Annotated in this window: 19 protein-coding genes; 9 read left to right on the forward strand and 10 right to left on the reverse strand. The window is 75.0% G+C overall.

What is annotated here, in order from left to right:
- Positions 1–1,260 (forward strand): amidohydrolase, encoded by a 1,260-nt coding sequence (locus tag ACGF7U_RS03350; RefSeq protein ID WP_393102451.1) that lies wholly within the window; start codon positions 1–3, stop codon positions 1,258–1,260.
- On the opposite strand, the gene ACGF7U_RS03355 is transcribed toward ACGF7U_RS03350, so the two are convergent.
- Positions 1,217–2,200, reverse strand: coding sequence for a DUF4349 domain-containing protein (locus tag ACGF7U_RS03355; RefSeq protein WP_393102452.1), 984 nt, complete (start codon positions 2,198–2,200; stop codon positions 1,217–1,219). The two genes, ACGF7U_RS03350 and ACGF7U_RS03355, sit on opposite strands and share 44 nt — an antisense overlap.
- 117 nt (positions 2,201–2,317) lie before the next feature.
- Here ACGF7U_RS03355 and ACGF7U_RS03360 point away from each other — a divergent pair, with 117 nt between their 5' ends.
- The 4 genes from ACGF7U_RS03360 to ACGF7U_RS03375 all read left to right on the forward strand — a co-directional run bounded on the left by ACGF7U_RS03360 (position 2,318) and on the right by ACGF7U_RS03375 (position 5,835).
- Positions 2,318–2,947, forward strand: a complete 630-nt coding sequence (locus ACGF7U_RS03360) for an MBL fold metallo-hydrolase (protein ID WP_393102453.1) — start codon at positions 2,318–2,320, stop codon at positions 2,945–2,947.
- Positions 2,948–2,952: 5 nt separating this feature from the next.
- Complete coding sequence (locus ACGF7U_RS03365; protein ID WP_393102454.1) at positions 2,953–3,903, forward strand: hypothetical protein; 951 nt, start codon at positions 2,953–2,955, stop codon at positions 3,901–3,903.
- Between the two features lie 37 nt (positions 3,904–3,940).
- Entirely contained in the window at positions 3,941–4,684 is a 744-nt protein-coding gene (locus ACGF7U_RS03370; RefSeq protein ID WP_393102455.1) for a hypothetical protein, read from the forward strand.
- A 188-nt stretch (positions 4,685–4,872) separates the two neighbouring features.
- Positions 4,873–5,835 (forward strand): GNAT family N-acetyltransferase, encoded by a 963-nt coding sequence (locus ACGF7U_RS03375; RefSeq protein WP_393102456.1) that lies wholly within the window; start codon positions 4,873–4,875, stop codon positions 5,833–5,835.
- A 91-nt stretch (positions 5,836–5,926) separates the two neighbouring features.
- Here the strand turns inward: ACGF7U_RS03375 and ACGF7U_RS03380 are convergent, their stop codons facing one another.
- Entirely contained in the window at positions 5,927–6,382 is a 456-nt protein-coding gene (locus ACGF7U_RS03380) for a gamma-glutamylcyclotransferase (protein ID WP_091097949.1), read from the reverse strand.
- A gap of 165 nt (positions 6,383–6,547) precedes the next feature.
- On the opposite strand from ACGF7U_RS03380, the gene ACGF7U_RS03385 reads away from it, so the two are divergent.
- A complete protein-coding gene (locus ACGF7U_RS03385) occupies positions 6,548–7,951 on the forward strand; it encodes an NAD(P)H-quinone dehydrogenase (RefSeq protein WP_393102457.1) in 1,404 nt (467 codons plus the stop codon).
- Here the strand turns inward: ACGF7U_RS03385 and ACGF7U_RS03390 are convergent.
- Both ACGF7U_RS03390 and ACGF7U_RS03395 read right to left on the reverse strand, forming a co-directional pair.
- Entirely contained in the window at positions 7,929–8,624 is a 696-nt protein-coding gene (locus ACGF7U_RS03390) for a DUF998 domain-containing protein (protein ID WP_393102458.1), read from the reverse strand. The genes ACGF7U_RS03385 and ACGF7U_RS03390 overlap by 23 nt on opposite strands.
- Before the next feature lie 72 nt (positions 8,625–8,696).
- A complete protein-coding gene (locus ACGF7U_RS03395) occupies positions 8,697–9,365 on the reverse strand; it encodes a DedA family protein (protein WP_393102459.1) in 669 nt (222 codons plus the stop codon).
- A gap of 538 nt (positions 9,366–9,903) precedes the next feature.
- On the opposite strand from ACGF7U_RS03395, the gene thrS reads away from it, so the two are divergent.
- On the forward strand, positions 9,904–11,121 hold the full coding sequence (gene thrS / locus ACGF7U_RS03400; RefSeq protein ID WP_393102460.1) for a threonine--tRNA ligase: 1,218 nt from the start codon (positions 9,904–9,906) through the stop codon (positions 11,119–11,121).
- Between the two features lie 74 nt (positions 11,122–11,195).
- Here thrS and ACGF7U_RS03405 read toward each other — a convergent pair whose 3' ends face one another.
- From ACGF7U_RS03405 to ACGF7U_RS03420, 4 genes are all read right to left on the reverse strand, one after another.
- Entirely contained in the window at positions 11,196–13,202 is a 2,007-nt protein-coding gene (locus ACGF7U_RS03405; protein WP_393102461.1) for an ABC transporter ATP-binding protein, read from the reverse strand.
- A gap of 76 nt (positions 13,203–13,278) precedes the next feature.
- Positions 13,279–15,012: an ABC transporter ATP-binding protein gene (locus ACGF7U_RS03410; protein WP_393102462.1), complete on the reverse strand. Its 1,734-nt coding sequence runs from the start codon at positions 15,010–15,012 to the stop codon at positions 13,279–13,281.
- Positions 15,006–15,470, reverse strand: coding sequence for a MarR family winged helix-turn-helix transcriptional regulator (locus ACGF7U_RS03415; protein ID WP_393102463.1), 465 nt, complete (start codon positions 15,468–15,470; stop codon positions 15,006–15,008). Before ACGF7U_RS03415 ends, ACGF7U_RS03410 begins: the two co-directional genes overlap by 7 nt.
- 24 nt (positions 15,471–15,494) lie before the next feature.
- On the reverse strand, positions 15,495–15,941 hold the full coding sequence (locus ACGF7U_RS03420) for a DoxX family membrane protein (RefSeq protein ID WP_393102464.1): 447 nt from the start codon (positions 15,939–15,941) through the stop codon (positions 15,495–15,497).
- An 85-nt stretch (positions 15,942–16,026) separates the two neighbouring features.
- Between ACGF7U_RS03420 and ACGF7U_RS03425 the strand changes: the two genes are divergently transcribed.
- Positions 16,027–16,593, forward strand: a complete 567-nt coding sequence (locus ACGF7U_RS03425) for a TetR/AcrR family transcriptional regulator (RefSeq protein ID WP_393102465.1) — start codon at positions 16,027–16,029, stop codon at positions 16,591–16,593.
- A gap of 48 nt (positions 16,594–16,641) precedes the next feature.
- Here ACGF7U_RS03425 and ACGF7U_RS03430 read toward each other — a convergent pair whose 3' ends face one another.
- The gene (locus ACGF7U_RS03430) at positions 16,642–18,081 is read right to left on the reverse strand and encodes a GuaB1 family IMP dehydrogenase-related protein (protein ID WP_393102466.1); all 1,440 of its coding nucleotides are present in this window, start codon (positions 18,079–18,081) and stop codon (positions 16,642–16,644) included.
- A gap of 87 nt (positions 18,082–18,168) precedes the next feature.
- Complete coding sequence (locus tag ACGF7U_RS03435; protein WP_393102921.1) at positions 18,169–18,765, reverse strand: LysE/ArgO family amino acid transporter; 597 nt, start codon at positions 18,763–18,765, stop codon at positions 18,169–18,171.
- 96 nt (positions 18,766–18,861) lie between these two features.
- Here ACGF7U_RS03435 and ACGF7U_RS03440 point away from each other — a divergent pair, with 96 nt between their 5' ends.
- Positions 18,862–19,752: a LysR family transcriptional regulator ArgP gene (locus ACGF7U_RS03440; RefSeq protein ID WP_393102923.1), complete on the forward strand. Its 891-nt coding sequence runs from the start codon at positions 18,862–18,864 to the stop codon at positions 19,750–19,752.
- The last annotated feature ends 26 nt before the right edge of the window (positions 19,753–19,778 follow it).

Here is a 19,778-nt window from a genome sequence, read left to right on the forward strand (position 1 = left end):
GTGACGAGTGCGTTGACGCTGCCGACCGGCAGCCAGCTGGCGTCGTCCTGGCCGGAGACGCCGCCCGGGTCCGAGCCCCTGCCGTTCGAGCTGGACCACCTGCTCGCCCTCCGGGTGCCCGGGCTGATCGCCACCCGTCGCCACCTCCACTCGCACCCGGAGCTCTCCGGCGAGGAGTTCGAGACGGCCGCCCTGATCGCCCGGGAGCTCTCCCTGGCCGGGCTGCGCCCGCGCCTGCTCCCCAAGGGCAACGGGGTCATCTGCGACATCGACGGCCGCCCCGACGGTCCGGTGGTTGCGCTGCGCGCCGACATCGACGCGCTGCCGCTGACCGACTCGAAGGACGTGCCCTACCGCTCCACCGTGGACGGCGTCTGCCACGCCTGCGGCCACGACGTGCACACCACCGTCATGCTCGGCGTCGGCATGCTGCTGGCCCAGCTCGCCGACCTCGGCGAGCTGCCCGGCCGGGTCCGGCTGATCTTCCAGCCGGCCGAGGAGATCCTGCCCTGCGGCTCGCTGGAGGTCATCGAGGCCGGCGGCCTCGACGACGTGGTGCAGATCTTCGCGCTGCACTGCGACCCCAACCAGCCGGTCGGCAAGGTCGGCCTGCGGGTGGGCCCGATCACCGCCGCCGCCGACAACGTCACCGTCCGGCTGACCGGCCCCGGCGGGCACACCGCCCGCCCGCACCTGACCGTCGACCTGGTCGACGCGCTGGGCCGCCTGATCACCGAGGTGCCGGCCCTGGTGAGCCGCCGGGTGCCGGCCAACAGCGGGCTGCTGCTGGTGTTCGGCCACGCCTCGGCCGGCACCCGTTACAACGTCATCCCCTCCGAGGCGTGCGCCTCCGGCACCCTGCGGGTGATGGACCGCGACACCTGGGAACTGGCCCCCAAGATCGTGGGTCAGGTGGTCCGCGACGTGATCGCGCCGACCGGGGCCACGGTCGACCTGGAATACCTGCGTGGCCGTCCGCCGGTCTGCAACGACTCGCGGGCCATCCAGGTCCTGACCGCCGCCACCGCCGCCGCGCTCGGGCCGGAGGGCGTCGCCGAGACCCCGCAGAGCATGGGCGGCGAGGACTTCTCCTGGTACCTGGAATACGTCCCCGGCGCGCTCGCCCGGCTCGGCGTGGGCCGCTCCGGCCCGAACGTGGACCTGCACCGGGCCTCGTTCGACGTCGACGAACGGGCCATCCCGGTCGGCGTGCGGCTCATGGTTCAGACCGCGCTGCGGGCACTGGCGGCGGCGCGGTAGGCGGCAGCGACGCCCCCGGTCCCACCGGTCGCACCGGCGGCGGGCCGGCGCGCCGCCGCCGCCGGCGCAGCGCCACCAGCAACACCGCCAGCGGTACGCCGAGCGCCACCAGCCACGGCAGCACCGCGCCCAGCACGGTCAGCAGGATCGTCATCGAGGCCAGGAAGACCTTCCAGCCGCCCTTCAGCCCGACCAGGAAGCCGACCTCGGTCTCCTCGTCGGCGGTGCTCGCGTCCGGCCCGACCAGCGACACGGTGATCGTCGACAGACTGGCCAGATCGGTCAGCCGCTCCTTCTTCGCCTCCAGGGAGGCCAGGTCGGCCTCCCGGCGGGACAGCTCGTTCTCCAGCGACACCAGGTCGCTGATCGAGGTGGCCCGGGCCAGCAGCCGCCGGGCGCTCTCCACCCGGGCGCGCTGGGTGGTGATCCGGGCGTCCAGGTCGACCACCTGCTCGGTGACGTCCTCGGTGTGGATCTCCCGCCGCTGCTGCCGGCCCAGCTTCGCCAGCTCGTCGACGACCTCGTAGAACTTGGCGGCGGGCACCCGCAGCTCCAGCTCGGCCCGCGCGTCGGCGTCGGCGCTGCGCCGCTGGTCACCGCCGACGAAGCCGCCGGCCGCCGTCACGGTGGCGATCGCGCTCCGCGCGGCGGCGTCCACATCGTCCACCTCCACCCGCATCGTGCCGGTGTAGATGATGGACCGCTGGTCGACCCGCAGGTCCGGCGCGCCCGCGCCGGCGCCCTGCTCGGCCTTTCCGCCGGGCTGCTCCGCCGCGCCGCCGGCCCGGTCCCGGTCCGCCGAAGCCGCCTCCGGCGCGCTGGCGGCCGAGTCCTTGCTCCCGCCGGAGTCGCCGCCGCCGCACGCCGCCAGCCCCAGCAGCGCGATCAGCGCCGCAGCCGTCAGCCGTACGCCCCGGCGTCGTCGTTCCCGTCCGTCCATCCCGGCTCCCCTCGTCGTCGCCCCCGTGCGGGGCGATACGTCAGACGCGGCGCGCCAGCACGCCGGTTCCGGCAGACTGCGCTCAGGACATCACGATTCGATAATCTTGGAGTCACGATGCGCATCACCAAGTACGCCCACTCCTGCCTCCGGGTGGAGCACGACGGGGGAGTGCTCGTCATCGACCCGGGCGTGTTCAGCGAGCCCGCGGCGCTCGACGGGGCGGACGCGGTGCTGATCACCCACGAGCATCCCGACCACGTGAACGTGGAGGCGGTCACCCGGCAGCTCGACCGCCGTCCGTTCGCCATCCACGGCCCGGCCTCGCTCGCGGGCACCCTGGGCGACGCGGCCGGGGCGCTCGACCCGGTCCAACCCGGACAGTCCTTCACGGCCGCCGGGGTGCCGGTGCGCGCATACGGCGGCCGGCACGCCGTGATCCACCCCGACATCCCGGTGGTGGACAACCTGGCCTACCTGCTCGACGACGTGGTCTACCACCCGGGGGACTCCCTGGTGGTCCCCGAGGACACGCAGGTCGACACGCTCTTCCTGCCGATCCACGCCCCGTGGACGAAGTTCTCCGAGTCGCTGGACTTCCTCCGCGCGGTCGCCCCCCGCCGGGCGTACGCGCTGCACGACGGGTTGCTCAACGACAACGGGCTCGGCGTGCTGAACAGCAACTTCACCCGGCTCTCCGAAGTCGACTACCGCCGGCTCGAACCGGGCACGCGAATCGACGCCTGACGGTCATGCCCGGCCCGCCCCGAGAGCTGGTGCACCGGCTCTACACCACCCCACCGGACCGGTTCGTCGCGATCCGCGACGAGGCCGCCGCCGAGGCGCGCCGGGCCGGCGACCCGAAGACCGCGCGGGAGATCGCCCGGCTGCGCCGCCCCACCGTGGCCGCCTGGCTGGTCAACCTGCTGGCCATCCGCCGCCCCGAGCTGGTCGCCGACCTCGCCCAGCTCGCCGAGGCGCTGCGGTCCGCCCAGCGGGAGCTGCGCGGGCCCCGGCTGCGGGAGCTGTCCGCCCAGCGGCGGGCGGTGGTCGGCGCGCTCGTCGCCGAGGTGCGCAAGCTGGCCGCCGAGGCCGAGGGGGCCCCGCCGGCCGGGAAGCTGCCGCTGGCCGAGGTGGAGGGCACCCTCAACGCCGCGCTCTCCGACACCGCGGTCGCCGAGCAGGTCCGCTCCGGCCGGCTGCTGCGGGCCGCCCACTACGCCGGGTTCGGCGAGGTGCCCCGCCCGCAGCTGCGCCTGGTGACCGGCGGTGAGGAACCGGAACCGGAGCCCCGGCCGGAGCCGGCCGGCCAGCGGCGGGCCGGCGTGGACCGGGCCGCGCTCCGCGCCGAACAGGCGGAGCGGGCCGCCCGCGCGGAGCGGGCCCGCCGCCGCCGGGCGCTGGAGAAGGAGCTGGCGAAGGCGCGTACCGAGCAAAAACGGGCCGAGGCGGAGCTGGCCGACGCGACGGCGGCCGAGCGCGACGGCGCCGCCGCCCTGGACGCGATCGAGACGGAGCTGGCCGAGCTGGAGCGGCGGCGGGCCGTCGCCGAGCAGGACCTGAGCCGGGCGAAGCTGGCCCGCCGCGGGGCGGAACGGACGGTGACCGCCGCCCGCCGCCGCGCCGGCGAGGTCGAGGCGGCGGTGGAGGCCCTCGACGCCGAAGAGGGGGATGCCGAGGCGGGCGACGGCGGGGCAGACTGACCCCTGTGGACGGACGGGTCGATCCGGGAGCGGGCGGATGACGCCGGAACAGGTCGCCGCGGCCAGCAAGCCGGTCGTGCTCGAACTCGGCGACGCGTACACCCGCTGCCCGACCACGCTGCGCCGGGCCCGGCTGCTCGGGATCTCGGGCTGGGCGTTCTACGTCGCCGGCCGGGCCGGCGCCCTCGGTGACGTCCGCGCCGAGACGGTCGCCGCCGCCCTCGGCTTCCTGGCCCCCGACGCGGTCGCCGACGGGTGGGACGCGGCCCTGCGCACCGTCCGGCCGGTCGACGTGGCCGCCGCCACCCTCGCCGAGTGCTGCCGGTGGGGCGACGAGCACCTCGACGCCCTCCCCGGGGCGGGGCGGCTCGCGGCGCTGCTGCGCCGCGCGGTCGAGGCGGCGGACGCCAGCGGCATGCCGCTCTTCGCCGCCTGGCGGGCGATGCCGGTGCCGGAGCGCACCGCCGGCGCCCGGGCCGCCGTCGGCCTGCGCCTGCTCCGGGAGCACTTCGCCGGGGCGTACCTGCTCGCGGTCCGGGCCGGCGGGATGACCCCGCTGGAGGCCGTGCTCGCCGGGCCGGAGGGGGAGGCGGGCGCGGTGGCCTGCGGCTGGCCCCCGCCGTACCCGGCGGTCGGGCCGCTGGTCCGGCGGCGGCTCTGGGCCGAGGCGGTGACCGACCGGCTGGCCTCGCCGGCGTTCGCGGCCCTCGGCCCGGCGGACGGCGCCGAGCTGGTGGAACTGCTCTTCGCCACCCGCGCCCACCTGAGCGGCCAGGGCTGAGCCGGGACGCCGCACCGGTGCCCGCCGCCCGAATGGCGCGCGGTGAGCCGGTGGTGGTGTCCCGGCACCGACCGTCAGGTGCCCGGCCAGCCGGGTCGCCGGCACCGGCGCCGCCGGCGGGGGCGAGCCGGGCCGGGCCGCGCGAAAATCGGTGGCGCCCCGGTGGCCCGCCTGTCAGGGTCGCCCCCGTGACCCTCCCCGCCGGCTGGCACGCCCGCCGCCCCACCCTGGACGACGTACCGGCGATCCTGGCCGTGGTGCACGCCGCCGACACCTTCGCGATCGGCCACCCGGACTTCGCCGCCGACGACGTGCGCGGCGCGCTGACCGCGCCCAACGTCGACCCGGAGCGGGACTCCTGGGTGGTGACCGGTCCCGACGGCACGCTGGTCGCCTGGGCGATCCTGGACAACCCGACCGGGGCGGGACGGGAGTTCGTCGACGTGTTCGTCGACCCGGACCGGGGCGCGTCGGTGCGCGCGCCGCTGCTGGCCCGGCAGGTGGAGCGGGTGGCCGGGCGGGCCGCCGAGCGTGGCCTGCCGGCCCTGACCGTGCGGTGTCCCGCCTACCCGCGCGAACGCCGGTGGGTCGAAGAGCTGGTCGCCGCCGGATTCGGCTTCGTCAAGCGCTACCAGGTGATGAGCCGGTCGCTGGCGGGGGTGCCCGGCGAGCCGCCGCCACCGCCGCCCGGGGTGACGGTCCGTCCGCTGCGTCCTGGCGACGAGTCGGAGCTGCGCGACTTCCATCGGGTCTACGACACCGCCTTCCGCGACACCCCCGACTACGAGCCGTTGGCCTACGACCGCTGGCGGGCTCGGATCGCGGCCGACACGGCCTGGGACGAGTGGTTCGTCGCCGAGGTGGACGGGCGGCCCGCGGGCGTCCTCCAGTCCTCCGACCAGGCGCTCGACCGCAACGAGGGCTGGGTCAGGAACCTCGCCGTGCTGCCCGGTCACCGGCGCCGGGGGGTGGGCGCGGCGCTGCTGAGCCACGCGTTCGCCCGGTACGCCGCGAAGGGCCGGGAGTCCGCCGGCCTCGGGGTCGACCTGGCCAACCCGACCGCCCCGCTGTCGCTCTACGTCTCGGTGGGGCTGCGCGAGGTGCGCCGGGTCGACCTGTACGAGTTGGTCGTCCCGGCCGCCGGTGTGTGATTGACGACGCCGACCGGGGCCGGCTGGAGGCCCCGCCCGGCTCCGGAGCAGACTGGGGGCCGTGGGATACGCGCTGGGCCGACGATACGGGCTAGGCCGACGCGGTGCCGGTGGGGCGGGACCGCAGCTCGGTGACGTAGTCGTCCGGGGCGCCCGCCTTCTCGGCGGCGTTCGCGATCTCCGACAGGTACCACGAGGTGGGCAGGCCGCCCTCGTAGCCGTCGAAGACGTAGACCCACGCGGTCACGTCCCCGTCGAGGGTGGAGACGCGCACGTGCAGCTTGCGGTACGTGCCGGCGGTCACCCCCTCGATCTCGTCGAGCTGGGCGGCGTCGTAGGGGTGGATGTCGTAGAGCGCCACGAAGACCCGGTCGCCGGGGGACTCGACGACGGTGCTGACCGCGCCCTCCCAGCCGATCACGTCCTCGCCCGCGAAGGTGAGCCGCCAGCCCTCCAGCCAGCCGGTGCCCACCATCGGCGAGTGCGGGCAGTAGGCGCGCATGCGGGCGGGATCGAGGTTTGAGCCGTAGGCGGCGTAATGACGCACGGCGATGACGATAGCCCGCCCGCCGGGTGGGGGAGAATACGACGGTGCGTGTCGGACGCGTTCGGGAGAAGAAAGTCACTGTGAGCATGGGTCGGGGGCGGGCACGGTGAGCGCGAGGAGTGCAGCGGAGCGGAACCCCGCAGTCGCGAACGAGAGGATGGCCCTGTGAGCCGGATCGTGATCATCGGTGGCGGGCCGGCGGGCTACGAGGCGGCCCTGGTCGCCGCGCAGCTCGACGCCGACGTCACCGTCGTGGAGGCCGAGGGTGCCGGCGGGGCCTGCGTGCTGTCCGACTGCGTACCGTCGAAGACCTTCATCGCCAGCTCCGAGGTGGTGACCGGCTACCGGGACACCGAGGAGTTCGGGGTGCACTCCGACGGGCTGGAGGCGGTCACCGTCGACGCCCGGGCGGTGCACGGGCGGGTCAAGCGCCTCGCGCTGGCCCAGTCGGCCGACATCCACGCCAAGCTGGTCAAGGCCGGGGTGACGTTCGTCGCGGGCACCGCCCGGCTCGGCGAGGACACGCTCGGCCACACCCACCGGGTGATCGTCACCCCGGCCGACGGCGGCGCGGAGCACACGATCGACGCGTCGACCGTGCTGGTCGCCACCGGCGCCACCCCGCGTCAGCTCCCCACCGCCGTACCGGACGGCGAGCGCATCCTGACCTGGCGCCAGGTGTACGACCTGCCGGAGCTGCCCGAGCACCTGATCGTGGTCGGTTCCGGCGTCACCGGCGCCGAGTTCGCCAGCGCCTACCTCGCCATGGGCGTCCAGGTGACCCTGGTCTCCAGCCGCGACCGGGTGATGCCGCACGAGGACGCCGACGCGGCGATGGCCATCGAGCGGGTCTTCCGCAACCGGGGCATGAGCATCCTCAACAACTCCCGGGCCGACGCCGTGCGCCGCACCGCCGACGGGGTGGAGGTCGAGCTCTCCGACGGCCGGAAGGTGTCCGGTTCGCACGCGCTCATCGCGGTCGGCTCGATCCCCAACACCGCCGACCTGGGCCTCGCCGAGTACGGCGTCGCGCTCGCCCGGGGCGGCTACGTCACCGTCGACCGGGTCTCCCGCACCAACGTGCCCGGCATCTACGCCGCGGGCGACTGCACCGGGGTGCTGCCGCTGGCCAGCGTCGCCGCGATGCAGGGCCGGATCGCGATGTGGCACGCGCTCGGCGAGGCGGTCCGGCCGCTGCGGCTGCGTACGGTCGCGGCGAACGTCTTCACCGACCCGGAGTTGGCCACCGTCGGCGTCTCCCAGGACGAGGTCGACGCGGGCAAGGTGCCGGCCCGGCAGGTGATGCTGGCGCTGGACGGCAATGCCCGCGCGAAGATGGACGACCTCGCCGACGGCTTCGTCAAGCTCTTCTGCCGGCCGGCGAGCGGCCAGGTGATCGGCGGCGTGGTGGTGGCGCCGAAGGCGAGCGAGCTGATCCTGCCGATCACGATGGCGGTGGAGAACAACCTCACGGTCAACGAGCTGGCCCAGACCATCACGATCTACCCGAGCCTCTCCGGCTCGATCACGGAGGCCGCCCGCCAGCTCATGCTCCACGAGCTGGAGTGACCGCCCCCGCCGCGCCGACCACGGACGCGCGGTGGGCGTTCCGGCCCGCCTCGCGGGTTCCGCCGGGCCCCGCCGCCGCGCGGTCCGCCCGGCGGCGGAGGAGGGTGCCGGCGACGACGGCGAGCACGGCGACCTCGGCGAGGATGAGCAGCCGCTCGATCAGGCCGATCAGCAGCCGGTCGCCCGCGTAGGCCGACCAGACCATCGCCGCGGCGAGGGCCAGGCTGGCCAGGACGAGCCAGCGGACCGCGCGGGCGCCGACGGGCAGCCGGGTCGCGAGCAGCCAGCCGGCGACCGGCAGCGCCAGGAAGGCGACCACCGAGGCGTACCGGTGGACGTAGGCGGCGGTGTCCATGGGCGAGCCGGGCTCGTTCGTCGGCACGACCGCGGCCAGCAGCAGCCCGCCGACCCAGGCGGCCAGGAGCACCTCGGCCGTCCGCCCGGGGGACCGGTGGGCGCGGCGCAGGGCGGGCAGGAGCACGGCGGTGGCCACGGCGAGCACCACCATGGCCGCGTCGATCACGCCCCCGCGGTCGGAGACGGCGAAGTCGCTGACGGTAAGTGCCCAGGGGTTCAGGTCGTCGTTCACCTCGACGTGGCCGATCACGGCGAGCAGCGCCGCCACGGCGATCCCGCCGAGGGCCAGCAGTCCACTGTTCCGGGTTCCAGGCATGCCTCAGCCTGTCGCGCGGGACACCCCAGACGGATCCGGGCGGTCCACCGAGATCGGCCCCGGGGACCACCCCTAGGCGGCGTGGGCGCCGCCGCCGGTCCGCCCCGGTGCGTCCGTGCCCGCGACGACGACCGGCACCGCCGGATCCGGTACGGCCGCCCGCCGGGCGCCGACGACGGTCATGGCCCAGCCCGCCGCGCCGAACCCGGCCGCCGCGACCGCCGCGATCACCGCCAGCCGCCACGCCGACTCGGTCAGCGCCGTCCCGCCCAGGTGCCCGACCAGCCCGCCGTACGTCGCCCAGCCCAGCGCCGCCAGGCCCTCGTAGAGCAGGAACAGCCGGTACGGGTACCGGCTGCGGCCGGCGGAGAAGCAGGCCGCCATCCGGCCGCCGGGCACGAAGCGGCAGAGCAGGATCACGAGCGGGCCGGGCCGGCGCAGCCCCTGGGTGACCCGGCTGGCGACCCGGCGGGCCCGGCCCGGCGCGGCGTCGCGGTGCGCCCGGCGGTGTGGCGCGCCCCGCCCGAGCAGGTAGCAGGCGAGGTCGCCGGCGAAGACGCCGAGCGCGCCGACGGCGATGGTCAGCGGCAGGTTCAGCCCGCCGTAGACGGTCAGGGCGCCGCTGGTGATCATGATGACCTGGGTGGGGATGACCGGGACGAAGGCGTCGGCCACCAGCAGCCCGAGCAGCGCGAGGTAGGCCCAGGTCGGCGAAGCGACCTCAGTGAGTAGTTCGGGCACCACTGCCACCTCGCCGGACGGGACCGATCGGTGTACCGAGCCTGACGGCGTGTCCGGCGTCACCGGACACGGCCCCGGCTCGTGGTGACCGCCGACACGGCAGGGCTACCCGGGCCCAACGAGCGGGCGCCGGCGAAGGTGACGCCACCGCGTGCTTCCGGGGGTCGGCGGATCGGCGCCGGTCGGCGTACCGTTGTCGGCGCGCGGCCCCCCAACCGTCGGGTCCCCCGTTCCTGACGACCGGGCCGCCGCGGGCCGCCGGCAGGTCCCGTGCCGGCGGCCCGCCCCCGATTTCCGGGCCGTGCCGGTCCACGAGCAGCGCCCGCGGCGCCGCGCCGGGGAAAATCCGGCTGCGGCCCCCGCGCGGGCGGGCGTACCGTCGCCGCATGAGCAGTGCGGTGCTGACCACGACGCCGGGAGACCCCGGCGCGCCGCACTGACCTGACCGTCGACGAGGCCCCGGGGCGATCCGCCCCGGGGCCTCGTGGCGTCCGGTGACCGGGTCGCCTCCGGGTCGTACCCGATCAAGGAGCGCGACATGATCGACCACCGCAGGCTCGGCCGGGAGCTGGACCTGTTCGACTCCGACCCGCTGGCCGGCGCCGGGCTGCCGCTCTGGCTGCCGGCCGGCGCCGCCGCCCGGCACGCCGTCGAGGAGTACGTCCGGGATCTGGAGCGCCGGGCCGGCTACCGGCACGTGTACACCCCGCCGCTGGGCAAACGGGAACTGTTCGAGCTCTCCGGCCACCTCGGCTACTTCGCCGACGACATGTTCCCGCCGCTGCGGCTCTCCGCCGACGACGAGTTCGTGCTGCGGCCGGCGCTCTGCCCGCACCACGCCCTGGTGTACCGGGCCCGGGGCCGCTCCTACCGGGAGCTGCCGCTGCGGATCGCCGAGCTGGGCGGCATGTACCGCGCCGAGCGCTCCGGGGTGCTCGGCGGGCTGTCCCGGGTGCGGGCCATCTCGCTCAACGACGCGCACAACTTCTGCGCACTGGAGCAGGTGGGCGAGGAGGTGGCGGAGATCCTCCGGCTGATCGGCGAGGCGCACGCCGCGCTCGGCGTCCGGCCGGCGGGGTTCCGGTTGTCGCTGCGGGGGCCCGGCCAGCAGTACGTCGGGGACGACGCCCAGTGGGCGCGGGCCGAGGAACTGCTCCGCTCGGCGCTGCACGGGGTGGAGTTCACCGAGGCGCCGGGGGAGGCCGCGTTCTACGGGCCGAAGATCGACATTCAGGTGCGTGACGCCGCCGGGCGGGAGTTCACCCTCTCCACCGTCCAGCTCGACTTCGACAAGCCGGAGCGGTTCGACCTGTCGTACACCGACCCGGCCGGGGCGCGGCGTCGGCCGGTGATGGTGCACCGCAGCCTCGTCGGCAGCATGGAGCGGCTGTTCGCGTACCTGATCGAGGTGCACGAGGGGGCCTTCCCCGCCTGGTACGCCCCGGTGCAGCTGGTCGTGCTGCCGGTCGGGGACGCCCAGGCCGGGGCGGCGGCCCGGCTCGCCCGCGACGCGATGGCCGCGGGGCTGCGGGTCGAGGTGGAGTCGTCCGGTTCCCTGGGCGTCCGCATCCGTGACGCCGCCCGCGCCCGGATCCCGTACGCCGCCGTGCTCGGCCCCCGCGAGGCGGCCGAGGGCGCGGTCTCGCTGCGCCTGCGCGGGGGCCGCGCCCTGGACCCGATGCCCGCCGCCGACGCCCTGCGGCTGATCGGCGCGGTGGTTTCCGCACGCGGCGCGGCCCTCCTCCCGGCGGGCTGAGGCCCCGTCCGGCCGCGGGCCCGTCGGCCGGCCGCCTGTCGTGGCCGGTGGCCGCGTCGTCATGGCGGTCACCGTCAGATCGACGCGGGCTCGGGGTCGGGCCGGGTCGCGGCGGTGAACTGCGACCGGTACAGCCGGTGGTACGCGCCCCGCGCGGCGAGCAGCTCGTCGTGCGTGCCCTGCTCCACGATCCGGCCGTCCTCCATCATCAGGATCAGGTCCGCGTCGCGGATGGTGGAGAGCCGGTGCGCGATGACGAAGCTGGTGCGGTCCGAGCGCAGGGCGGCCATCGCCCGTTGGAGCAGCACCTCCGTGCGGGTGTCCACCGAGCTGGTCGCCTCGTCCAGGATCAGCAGTGACGGCTCGGCGAGGAACGCCCGGGCGATCGTGACGAGCTGCTTCTCGCCCGCGCTGACGTTGCTGCCCTCCTCGTCGATCACCGTGTCGTAGCCGTCGGGGAGGCTGCGCACGAACCGGTCCACGAACGTCGCCCGGGCCGCGGCCAGGATCTCCTCCTCGGTCGCGCCCGGTCGGCCGTACGCGATGTTGTCGCGAATGGTGCCGCCGAAGAGCCAGGTGTCCTGGAGGACCATGCCGATCCGGCCGCGCAGGTCGTCGCGGCGCATGGTCGTGACGTCCACCCCGTCGAGCGTGATCCGGCCGGCGTTCAGCTCGTAGAAGCGCATGACCAGGTTGACCAGGGTGGTCTTGCCGGCGCCGGTCGGCCCGACGATGGCCACGGTGTGCCCGGGCTCGGCGACCAGCGACAGGTCCTCGATGAGCGGCTTGTCCGGGGCGTACCGGAAGGAGACGTGCTCGAACTCGACCCGGCCGCGCGGGTCGCGCACCCGGGCCGGCGCGGCCGGGTCGGGGCTCTGCTCCTCGGCGTCGAGCACGGCGAAGACCCGCTCGGCGGAGGCCACCCCCGACTGGAGCAGGTTCGCCATCGAGGCCACCTGGGTGAGCGGCTGGGTGAACTGCCGGCTGTACTGGATGAACGCCTGCACGTCGCCGAGGCTCATCGAGCCCGACGCCACCCGCAGGCCGCCGACCACGGCGATCGCCACGTAGCTGAGGTTCCCGACGAACATCATCGCCGGCATGATGATCCCGGAGACGAACTGGGCGCCGAAGCTGGCCCGGAACAGCTCCTCGTTCTTGGCGGTGAAGGCGGCCTCCACCTCGCGCTGGCGGCCGAAGACCTTGACCAGCTCGTGGCCGGTGAACGCCTCCTCGATCTGGCCGTTCAGCTCGCCGGTGTGCGTCCACTGGGCGATGAACTGCTGCTGCGAACGCTTGGCGATGACGCCGGTGACGACCACCGACACCGGCACCGCGACCAGTGCCACCAGGGCCAGCAGCGGCGAGATCCAGAACATCATGGCCAGCACGCCGACCACGGTGAGCAGCGAGGTGAGGAGCTGGCTCAGCGTCTGCTGGAGGCTGGTCGAGATGTTGTCGATGTCGTTGGTGACCCGGCTGAGCAGCTCGCCGCGGGGCTGCCGGTCGAAGTAGGGCAGCGGCAGCCGGTTGAGCTTGTCCTCCACGTCCGCCCGCAGCCGCAGCACGGTGCGCTGCACCACGCCGTTGAGCAGCCAGCCCTGCCACCACATCAGCGCGCTGGCCGCCAGGTAGAGCCCGAGCGCCAGCAGCAGCACCCGCGCCAGCGCGGCGAAGTCGATGCCCACGCCGGGCACGACGTCCATCCGCGCGAGCATGTCGGCGAAGCTGTCGTTGCCGGCCGCCCGGGCGGCGGCCACCGCCTGGTCGGCGGTGGTGCCCGCCGGCAACTGCCGGCCGATCACGCCGGTGAAGATCAGGTCGGTGGCGTGCCCGAGCACCTTCGGCCCGATCACGCTGAGCCCGACGCTGGCCACGGCCAGCGCGATCACGGCGACCAGCGGGAGGCGGTCCGGCCGCAGCCGGCGCAGCAGCCGCCGGGCCGAGGGCCCGAAGTTCATCGACCGCTCCGCAGGCATCCCGGCGCCACCCCACGGTGGCCCGCCGCGCTGCCCGCCGGGCGGCAGCCGCCTGGGCGTCGGCGCCTCGGCGGCCGGCTTCTGCTGTGGTACGGCGCTCACGCCGCCACCTCGCTCCGCTCGGCGGCACCGCGAGGCGCCACGCTGCTGTGCCTGACGGTTCGCTCGCTTCGCTTGCTCACGCCGCCACCTCCGTCGTGTTCTGGGACGCCACGATCTCGGCGTACGTCGGGCAGGTCTCCAACAGCTCGTCGTGTCGGCCCATCCCGACCACGCCTCCGTCCTCGAGCACGATGATCTGGTCGGCGCCGACGATGGTGGAGACCCGCTGCGCCACGATCACCACGGCGGCGTCCTCCGTGACGGGGCGCAGCGCCGCCCGCAGCCGCGCGTCGGTGCCGAGGTCGAGCGCGGAGAACGAGTCGTCGAAGAGGTAGATCTCGGGCCGGCGCACCAGGGCCCGGGCGATCGCCAGCCGTTGACGCTGCCCGCCGGAGACGTTCGTGCCGCCCTGCGCGATCGGCGACGCCAGCTGGTCGGGCATCGCCTCGACGAAGTCCCGCGCCTGGGCGATCTCCAGCGCCTCCCACAGCTCCGCGTCGGTCGCGTCGGGGTTGCCGTAGCGCAGGTTGCTCGCCACCGTGCCGGTGAACAGGTACGGCCGCTGCGGCACCAGCCCGATCCGGCGCCACAGCTCGTCCGGCGCCAGGTCGCGTACGTCGACGCCGTCGACCAGCACCGCGCCGGCGGTGACGTCGACCAGCCGGGGGACGAGCGACAGCAGGGTGGTCTTGCCCGAGCCGGTGCTGCCGATGACCGCCGTGGTCGTTCCGGGCGTCACGCGGAACGAGACGTCCCGCAGCACCGGCGCGGCCGCTCCCGGATACTGGAACCGCACCCCGCGCAGCTCCAGCTCGCCGCGGGCGGACACCTCGGTCACCGGGCGGGGCGCCGGCACCACGGAGGAGTCGGTGTCCAGCACCTCGACGATCCGCTCCGCGCAGACCGCGGCCCGCGGCACCATCATCAGCATGAAGGTGGCCATCATGACGGCCATCAGGATCTGCATCAGGTATTGCAGGAAGGCGGTGAGGGCGCCGACCTGGATCGCCCCGGCGTCGACCCGCTGGGCGCCGAACCAGAGCACCGCGACGCTGGAGACGTTGAGCACCAGCATCACCACGGGGAAGATCAACGCCATCAGGCGGCCGGTGCGCAGGGCGGTCGCGGTGAGGTCGGCGTTCGCGGTGGCGAAGCGCTCCGTCTCGTACGGCTCCCGGACGAACGCCCGGACCACCCGGATGCCGGTGATCTGCTCGCGCAGCACCCGGTTGACCGTGTCGATGCGGGTCTGCATGAGCCGGAAGCCCGGCACCATCCGCCGGATGATCAGCCCCAGGGCGACGGCCAGCACCGGCACGCTGACCAGCATCAGCCAGGAGAGGCCGAGATCCTCGCGCAGCGCCATCACCACGCCGCCGACGCTCATGATCGGCGCGGCGACCAGCATGGTGCAGCTCATCAGCACGAGCATCTGCACCTGCTGCACGTCGTTGGTGTTGCGAGTGATCAGCGAGGGCGCGCCGAAGCGGGCCACCTCCCGCGCCGAGAAGCGGTTCACGTGCCCGAACACCGCCGCCCGCACGTCCCGGCCGAAGCCCATCGCGGTCCGCGCGCCGAGGTAGACGGCGGCGACGGAGCAGACGATCTGGACCAGGCTGACCGCGAGCATCCATCCGCCGGTGCGCATGATGTAGCCGGTGTCGCCCCGGGCCACGCCGAGGTCGATGATGTCGGCGTTGAGGCTGGGCAGGTAGAGCGACGCCATCGTGCCGACGAACTGGAGCAGCACCACCGCCGCCAGCGGCCGGTGGTAGGGGCGTAGGTGCGTGCGCAGCAGCCGGATCAGCATGTCGGAATTCCTTCCGGCCTGCCGGCGTCGCCGCTGCCGATGACCTCCAGGAGGAACTCCCGGATCACCGCCTCCTTCGCCGGGTCGGCGTCGACCGAGGTCAGCGGGCGTCCGGAGCGGATCAGGGCGGTCAGCGCGTCGACCCGGGCCCGGCCGGCCGGGGTGATCGCGAGCCGGACGCTGCGCCGGTCGGTGTCGTCGCGCTGCCGTTCGACCAGGCCGTCGCGTTCGAGGGTGTCGACGATGCCGGTGAGGGTGGCCGGCCGGACGAAACACTGCTCGGCCACCGCGCGGTGCGGCAGCTCGCCGTGCTCGGCGAGGGTCATCAGGGTCGCCATCCCGGCCTGGGTGAGCCCGTGTTCCTCGGCGAGGTAGCGGTTCCACCGCTGCCCGGTGACGTGTCCGGCGACCACGAGAAGGCGCCCGAGGGGCACGTCTCGCAGCTGGATCAGTTCCATGCCGACACATTAGCCTCCTGATCGTCAGGGGCCAAACGAAATGGCGGCGGCCACGGCGACGAAGAAGACCTGCTCCACCGTGCGCGGGCCGAGGGGGGTCACCGGCTTGCCGCCCAGGGTCAGCCGGCGCCGGGCGGCCGAGACGTTCGCCGGGAACATGGCCAGCATCAGCAGCGCGAGCCCGGCCGCGGCCCAGCGGGCGGTGGCCGGCACCAGCAGCCCGACCGCGCCCACCAGTTCCAGCACCCCGGTGAGCGCGACCAACAGGTCCGGCCGGGGCAGGGCGGGCGGCACCATCGCGATCATGTCCCGCCGGTAGGCAGGGGCGAAGTGCGCGGCGCCGGTCACGACGAACATCAGCGCCAGCCCCACCCGCAGCGCGGGGTGCCAGCCGTCGAGGGCGGCCACGCCGGCCAGGCCGGCCAGCCGGGCGAGCGCGGTGCCGACCACGAGCGCGATCAGCGGAGCCATGGGATACCTCCTCGATGGGAAACTTGTCGCCGACAAGATTGCCCGCCGAGGTGTCATCTTGTCAATGGCAAGATAGGATCGGGGCATGACCGGAACGCGCGGCTACCACCACGGCGACCTGCGTCGCGCCCTGCTCGCCGCGGCGGTGCAGGTGATCGAGGAGTCCGGGCCGGCGGCGCTGAGCCTGCGCGACCTGGCCCGGCGGGCGGGCGTCTCGCACGCCGCCCCGGCGCACCACTTCGGCGACAAGGCGGGGCTGCTGACCGCCCTCGCCGCGGAGGGCTTCGAACTGCTCGCCGAGGCGCTGCGCGGCGCGGACGACCTGCTCGGCAGCGGCGTCGCGTACGTCGACTTCGCGGTCGGCCACCGGGCGCACTTCGAGGTGATGTTCCGCCCGGACCTCTACCGGGGCGACGCCGAGGAGCTGGTGGCGGCCCGCCAGCGGGCCGGGGACGCGCTGCGCGCCGGCGTCGCCGGGCTGCCCGAGGAGCGGCCGACGGCGGCGGATCCGCAGGGCGACGCGCTCGCCGCCTGGTCGATCGTGCACGGCTTCGCCACGCTCTGGCTCGCCGGCGCGCTGCCGGAGCGGGTCGGCGACGACCCCCGGGCGGCGGCCCGCGCGGTCATCCGCCGCCTATTCCCGAAGTCGTGACGCCCGACGGCGGGCGGACCGCCCGGTTCACCCGCCGGCGAGGGCGTCTCACCAACTCGTCGGCAGCGGCATCCCCTCGGTGTAGCCGGCCGTGCTCTGCACGCCGACCACGGCCCGCTCGTGGAACTCCGCCAGGTCCCGCGCGCCGGCGTAGGTGAAGGAGCTGCGCACCCCGGCGATGATCTCGTCGATCAGGTCCTCCACGCCGGGGCGGGCCGGGTCGAGGTACATCCGGGCCGAGGAGATGCCCTCCTCGAAGACGGCCTTGCGGGCCCGGTCGTACGCGCTGTCGTCGGCCGTGCGCGCGCTGACCGCCCGCGCCGAGGCCATGCCGAAGCTCTCCTTGTAGCGCCGGCCGTCGGCGTCGGTGTAGAGGTCGCCGGGGGACTCGTAGGTGCCGGCGAACCAGGAGCCGATCATCACGTTCGACGCGCCGGCGGCCAGGGCCAGCGCCACGTCCCGCGGGTGGCGTACGCCGCCGTCGGCCCAGACGTGCCGGCCGAGCTGGCGGGCCGCCGCGGCGCAGTCGAGCACGGCGGAGAACTGTGGCCGGCCCACCCCGGTCATCATCCGGGTGGTGCACATCGCGCCGGGCCCGACGCCCACCTTGACGATGTCGGCGCCCGCCTCCACCAGGTCGCGTACGCCCTCGGCGGTCACCACGTTGCCGGCCGCGACCGGGACCGCCGGGTCCAGCGCGCGGACCGCCCGCAGCGCCGTGATCATCCGCTCCTGGTGGCCGTGCGCGGTGTCCACGACCAGGGTGTCCACCCCGGCTTCCAGCAGCGCCGCAGCCTTTCCGGTCACGTCGCCGTTGATGCCGACGGCGGCGGCGATGCGCAGCCGCCCCCGGTCGTCCACCGCCGGCTTGTAGAGGGTGGCCCGCAGCGCGCCCTGCCGGGTCAGCACCCCGACGAGTCGGCCCTCGGCGTCGACCACCGGGGCGAGCCGCCGCCGGCCGGCCGAGAGCCGGTCGAAGCCGGTACGCGGGTCGGCGTCCGCCGGCACGGTGTGCAGCTCGGTGGACATCACGTGCCGGAGCTGGGCGAAGCGGTCGACGCCCACGGTGTCCGCCTCGGTCACCACGCCCAGCGGCCGGCTCTCGTGGTCGATCACCACGACGGCGCCGTGCGACCGCTTCGGCAGCAGGTGGATGGCGTCGCCGACGGTGTCGGTCGGGCCGAGCGTGATCGCGGTGTCGTGCACCAGGTGGCGCCGCTTGACCCAGGCGACGACGTTCGCCACCACCTCGATCGGGATGTCCTGCGGGATGACCGCGATCGCGCCGCGCCGGGCCACGGTCTCGGCCATCCGCCGGCCGGACACCGCGGTCATGTTGGACACGACCAGCGGAATGGTGGTGCCGGTGCCGTCGCCGGTGGCCAGGTCGACGTCGAGCCGCGAGCCCACCTCGGAGCGGGCCGGCGCCATGAAGACGTCGTTGTAGGTCAGGTCGTGCGCGGGAACCGCGCCGTGTAGGAACCGCACCCCGCCATCATTCCCGCCCCGCGGCGCCCGCACCCCCGGTGGTCGCGGAAAACACCCCCGGCCGGGCGGTGCGCGGCGTCACCCCCGTCAGCCCAGCACCAGCCCCGCCGCGATCGCGGCCATCACGAGAGCGACCACCCCGTCGACCACCCGCCACGCCGCCGGGCGGGCCAGCACGGGCGCGAGCCGGTGGGCGGCGGCGCCCAGGGCGGTGAACCAGACCACGCTGGCCAGCGCCGCGCCCGCGCCGAAGACCCAGTGGTGCGGGTGCTGGCGGGCCACCCCGCCGAGCAGGAGCACGGTGTCGAGGTACACGTGCGGGTTGAGGTAGGTGAAGGCGAGGCAGGCCAGCACCGTCGCCCCGAGCGTGGCCGGGGGCCGGTCGGCGGGCGAGAGCCCGCCCGGGCGCAGCGCGCGGCGTGCGGCCAGCACGGCGTACCCGAGCAGGAATGCGGCGCCCAGCCAGCGGACGGCGGCCAGGGCGGTGGGGTGATCCGCCGTGGCGGTGCCCATCCCGGCGATGCCGACGGAGATGAGCAGCGCGTCGGAGGCGGCGCAGACGACGACCACGGGCGCCACGTGCTCGCGGCGCAGGCCCTGCCGCAGGACGAAGGCGTTCTGCGCGCCGATGGCGGCGATCAGCGCGATGGCGAGGGAGAAGCCGGCGGCGGCGGAACCGGTCACGGAGCTGCTGAGGATCTCGGGCACGGGTCGACGCTACGGGGCTCCGCGGATGCAGCCCAGCTAAAGATTCTGATGGCGGATAAGCTGGGCTTCATCATGCTCGACACCACGCAGCTCCGGACGTTCGCCGCGGTGGTCCGCGAGGGCAGCTTCGAGGCCGCCGCGCACGCCCTGCACGTCACCCCGTCGGCCGTCAGCCAGCGGATGAAGGCGTTGGAACAGGCCGTCGGGCAGGTGCTGGTCCGCCGGACGAAGCCGTGCCAGGCCACCGACGCGGGCCGGCCGCTGCTGCGGCTGGCCGGGCAGGTGGCCCTGCTGGAGCGGGAGGCGTTGGACGCGGCCCGCCCGCCGACGACGGGCGGCGCCGCCCCCACCCGGGTGACCGTCGTGGCGAACGGGGACTCGCTCGGCACCTGGTTCGTCGGCGCGCTGGCGCGGCTGCCCGCCGGGCTGGCGCTCCTGTTCGACGTTCGCCGCGACGACGAGGACCACACGGCGGAGCTGATCCGCGACGGCACCGCGATGGCGGCGGTGACCGCGCAGCGCGAGGCCGTCCAGGGCTGCCGGGTGGAGCGGCTGGGCGCGATGCGGTACGTCGCGCTGGCCCGGACCGAGTTCGCGGCCCGCCACTTTCCCGACGGTCTCACCGATGCGGCCCTCGCGGCGGCGCCGATGATGGCGTTCGACCGCAAGGACCAGCTCCAGCACCGGTTCGCCCGCACCGTGACCCGGCGCCGGATCGATCCGCCCGTTCACTACGTGCCGTCCTTCGACGGGTTCAACGAGGCCGTGCGGCTGGGGCTGGGGTGGGGGATGGTCCCCGAGCGCTTCGCCCGTGCCGACATCGCGGCCGGCCGCTGCGTCGACCTCGGCGCCGGGCGCCACCTGGACCGGCCGCTGTACTGGCAGCACTGGCGGGTGGAGTCCACCACGCTGGACGCGCTGACCGCCGCCGTCCGGGCCGTCGCCGCCACCGAGCTGCGCTGACGCGCGCGCCGGCCGGGCAGCGAGCC

This window comes from Micromonospora sp. NPDC047670 (assembly GCF_043204915.1).
Taxonomy (GTDB): domain Bacteria; phylum Actinomycetota; class Actinomycetes; order Mycobacteriales; family Micromonosporaceae; genus Micromonospora.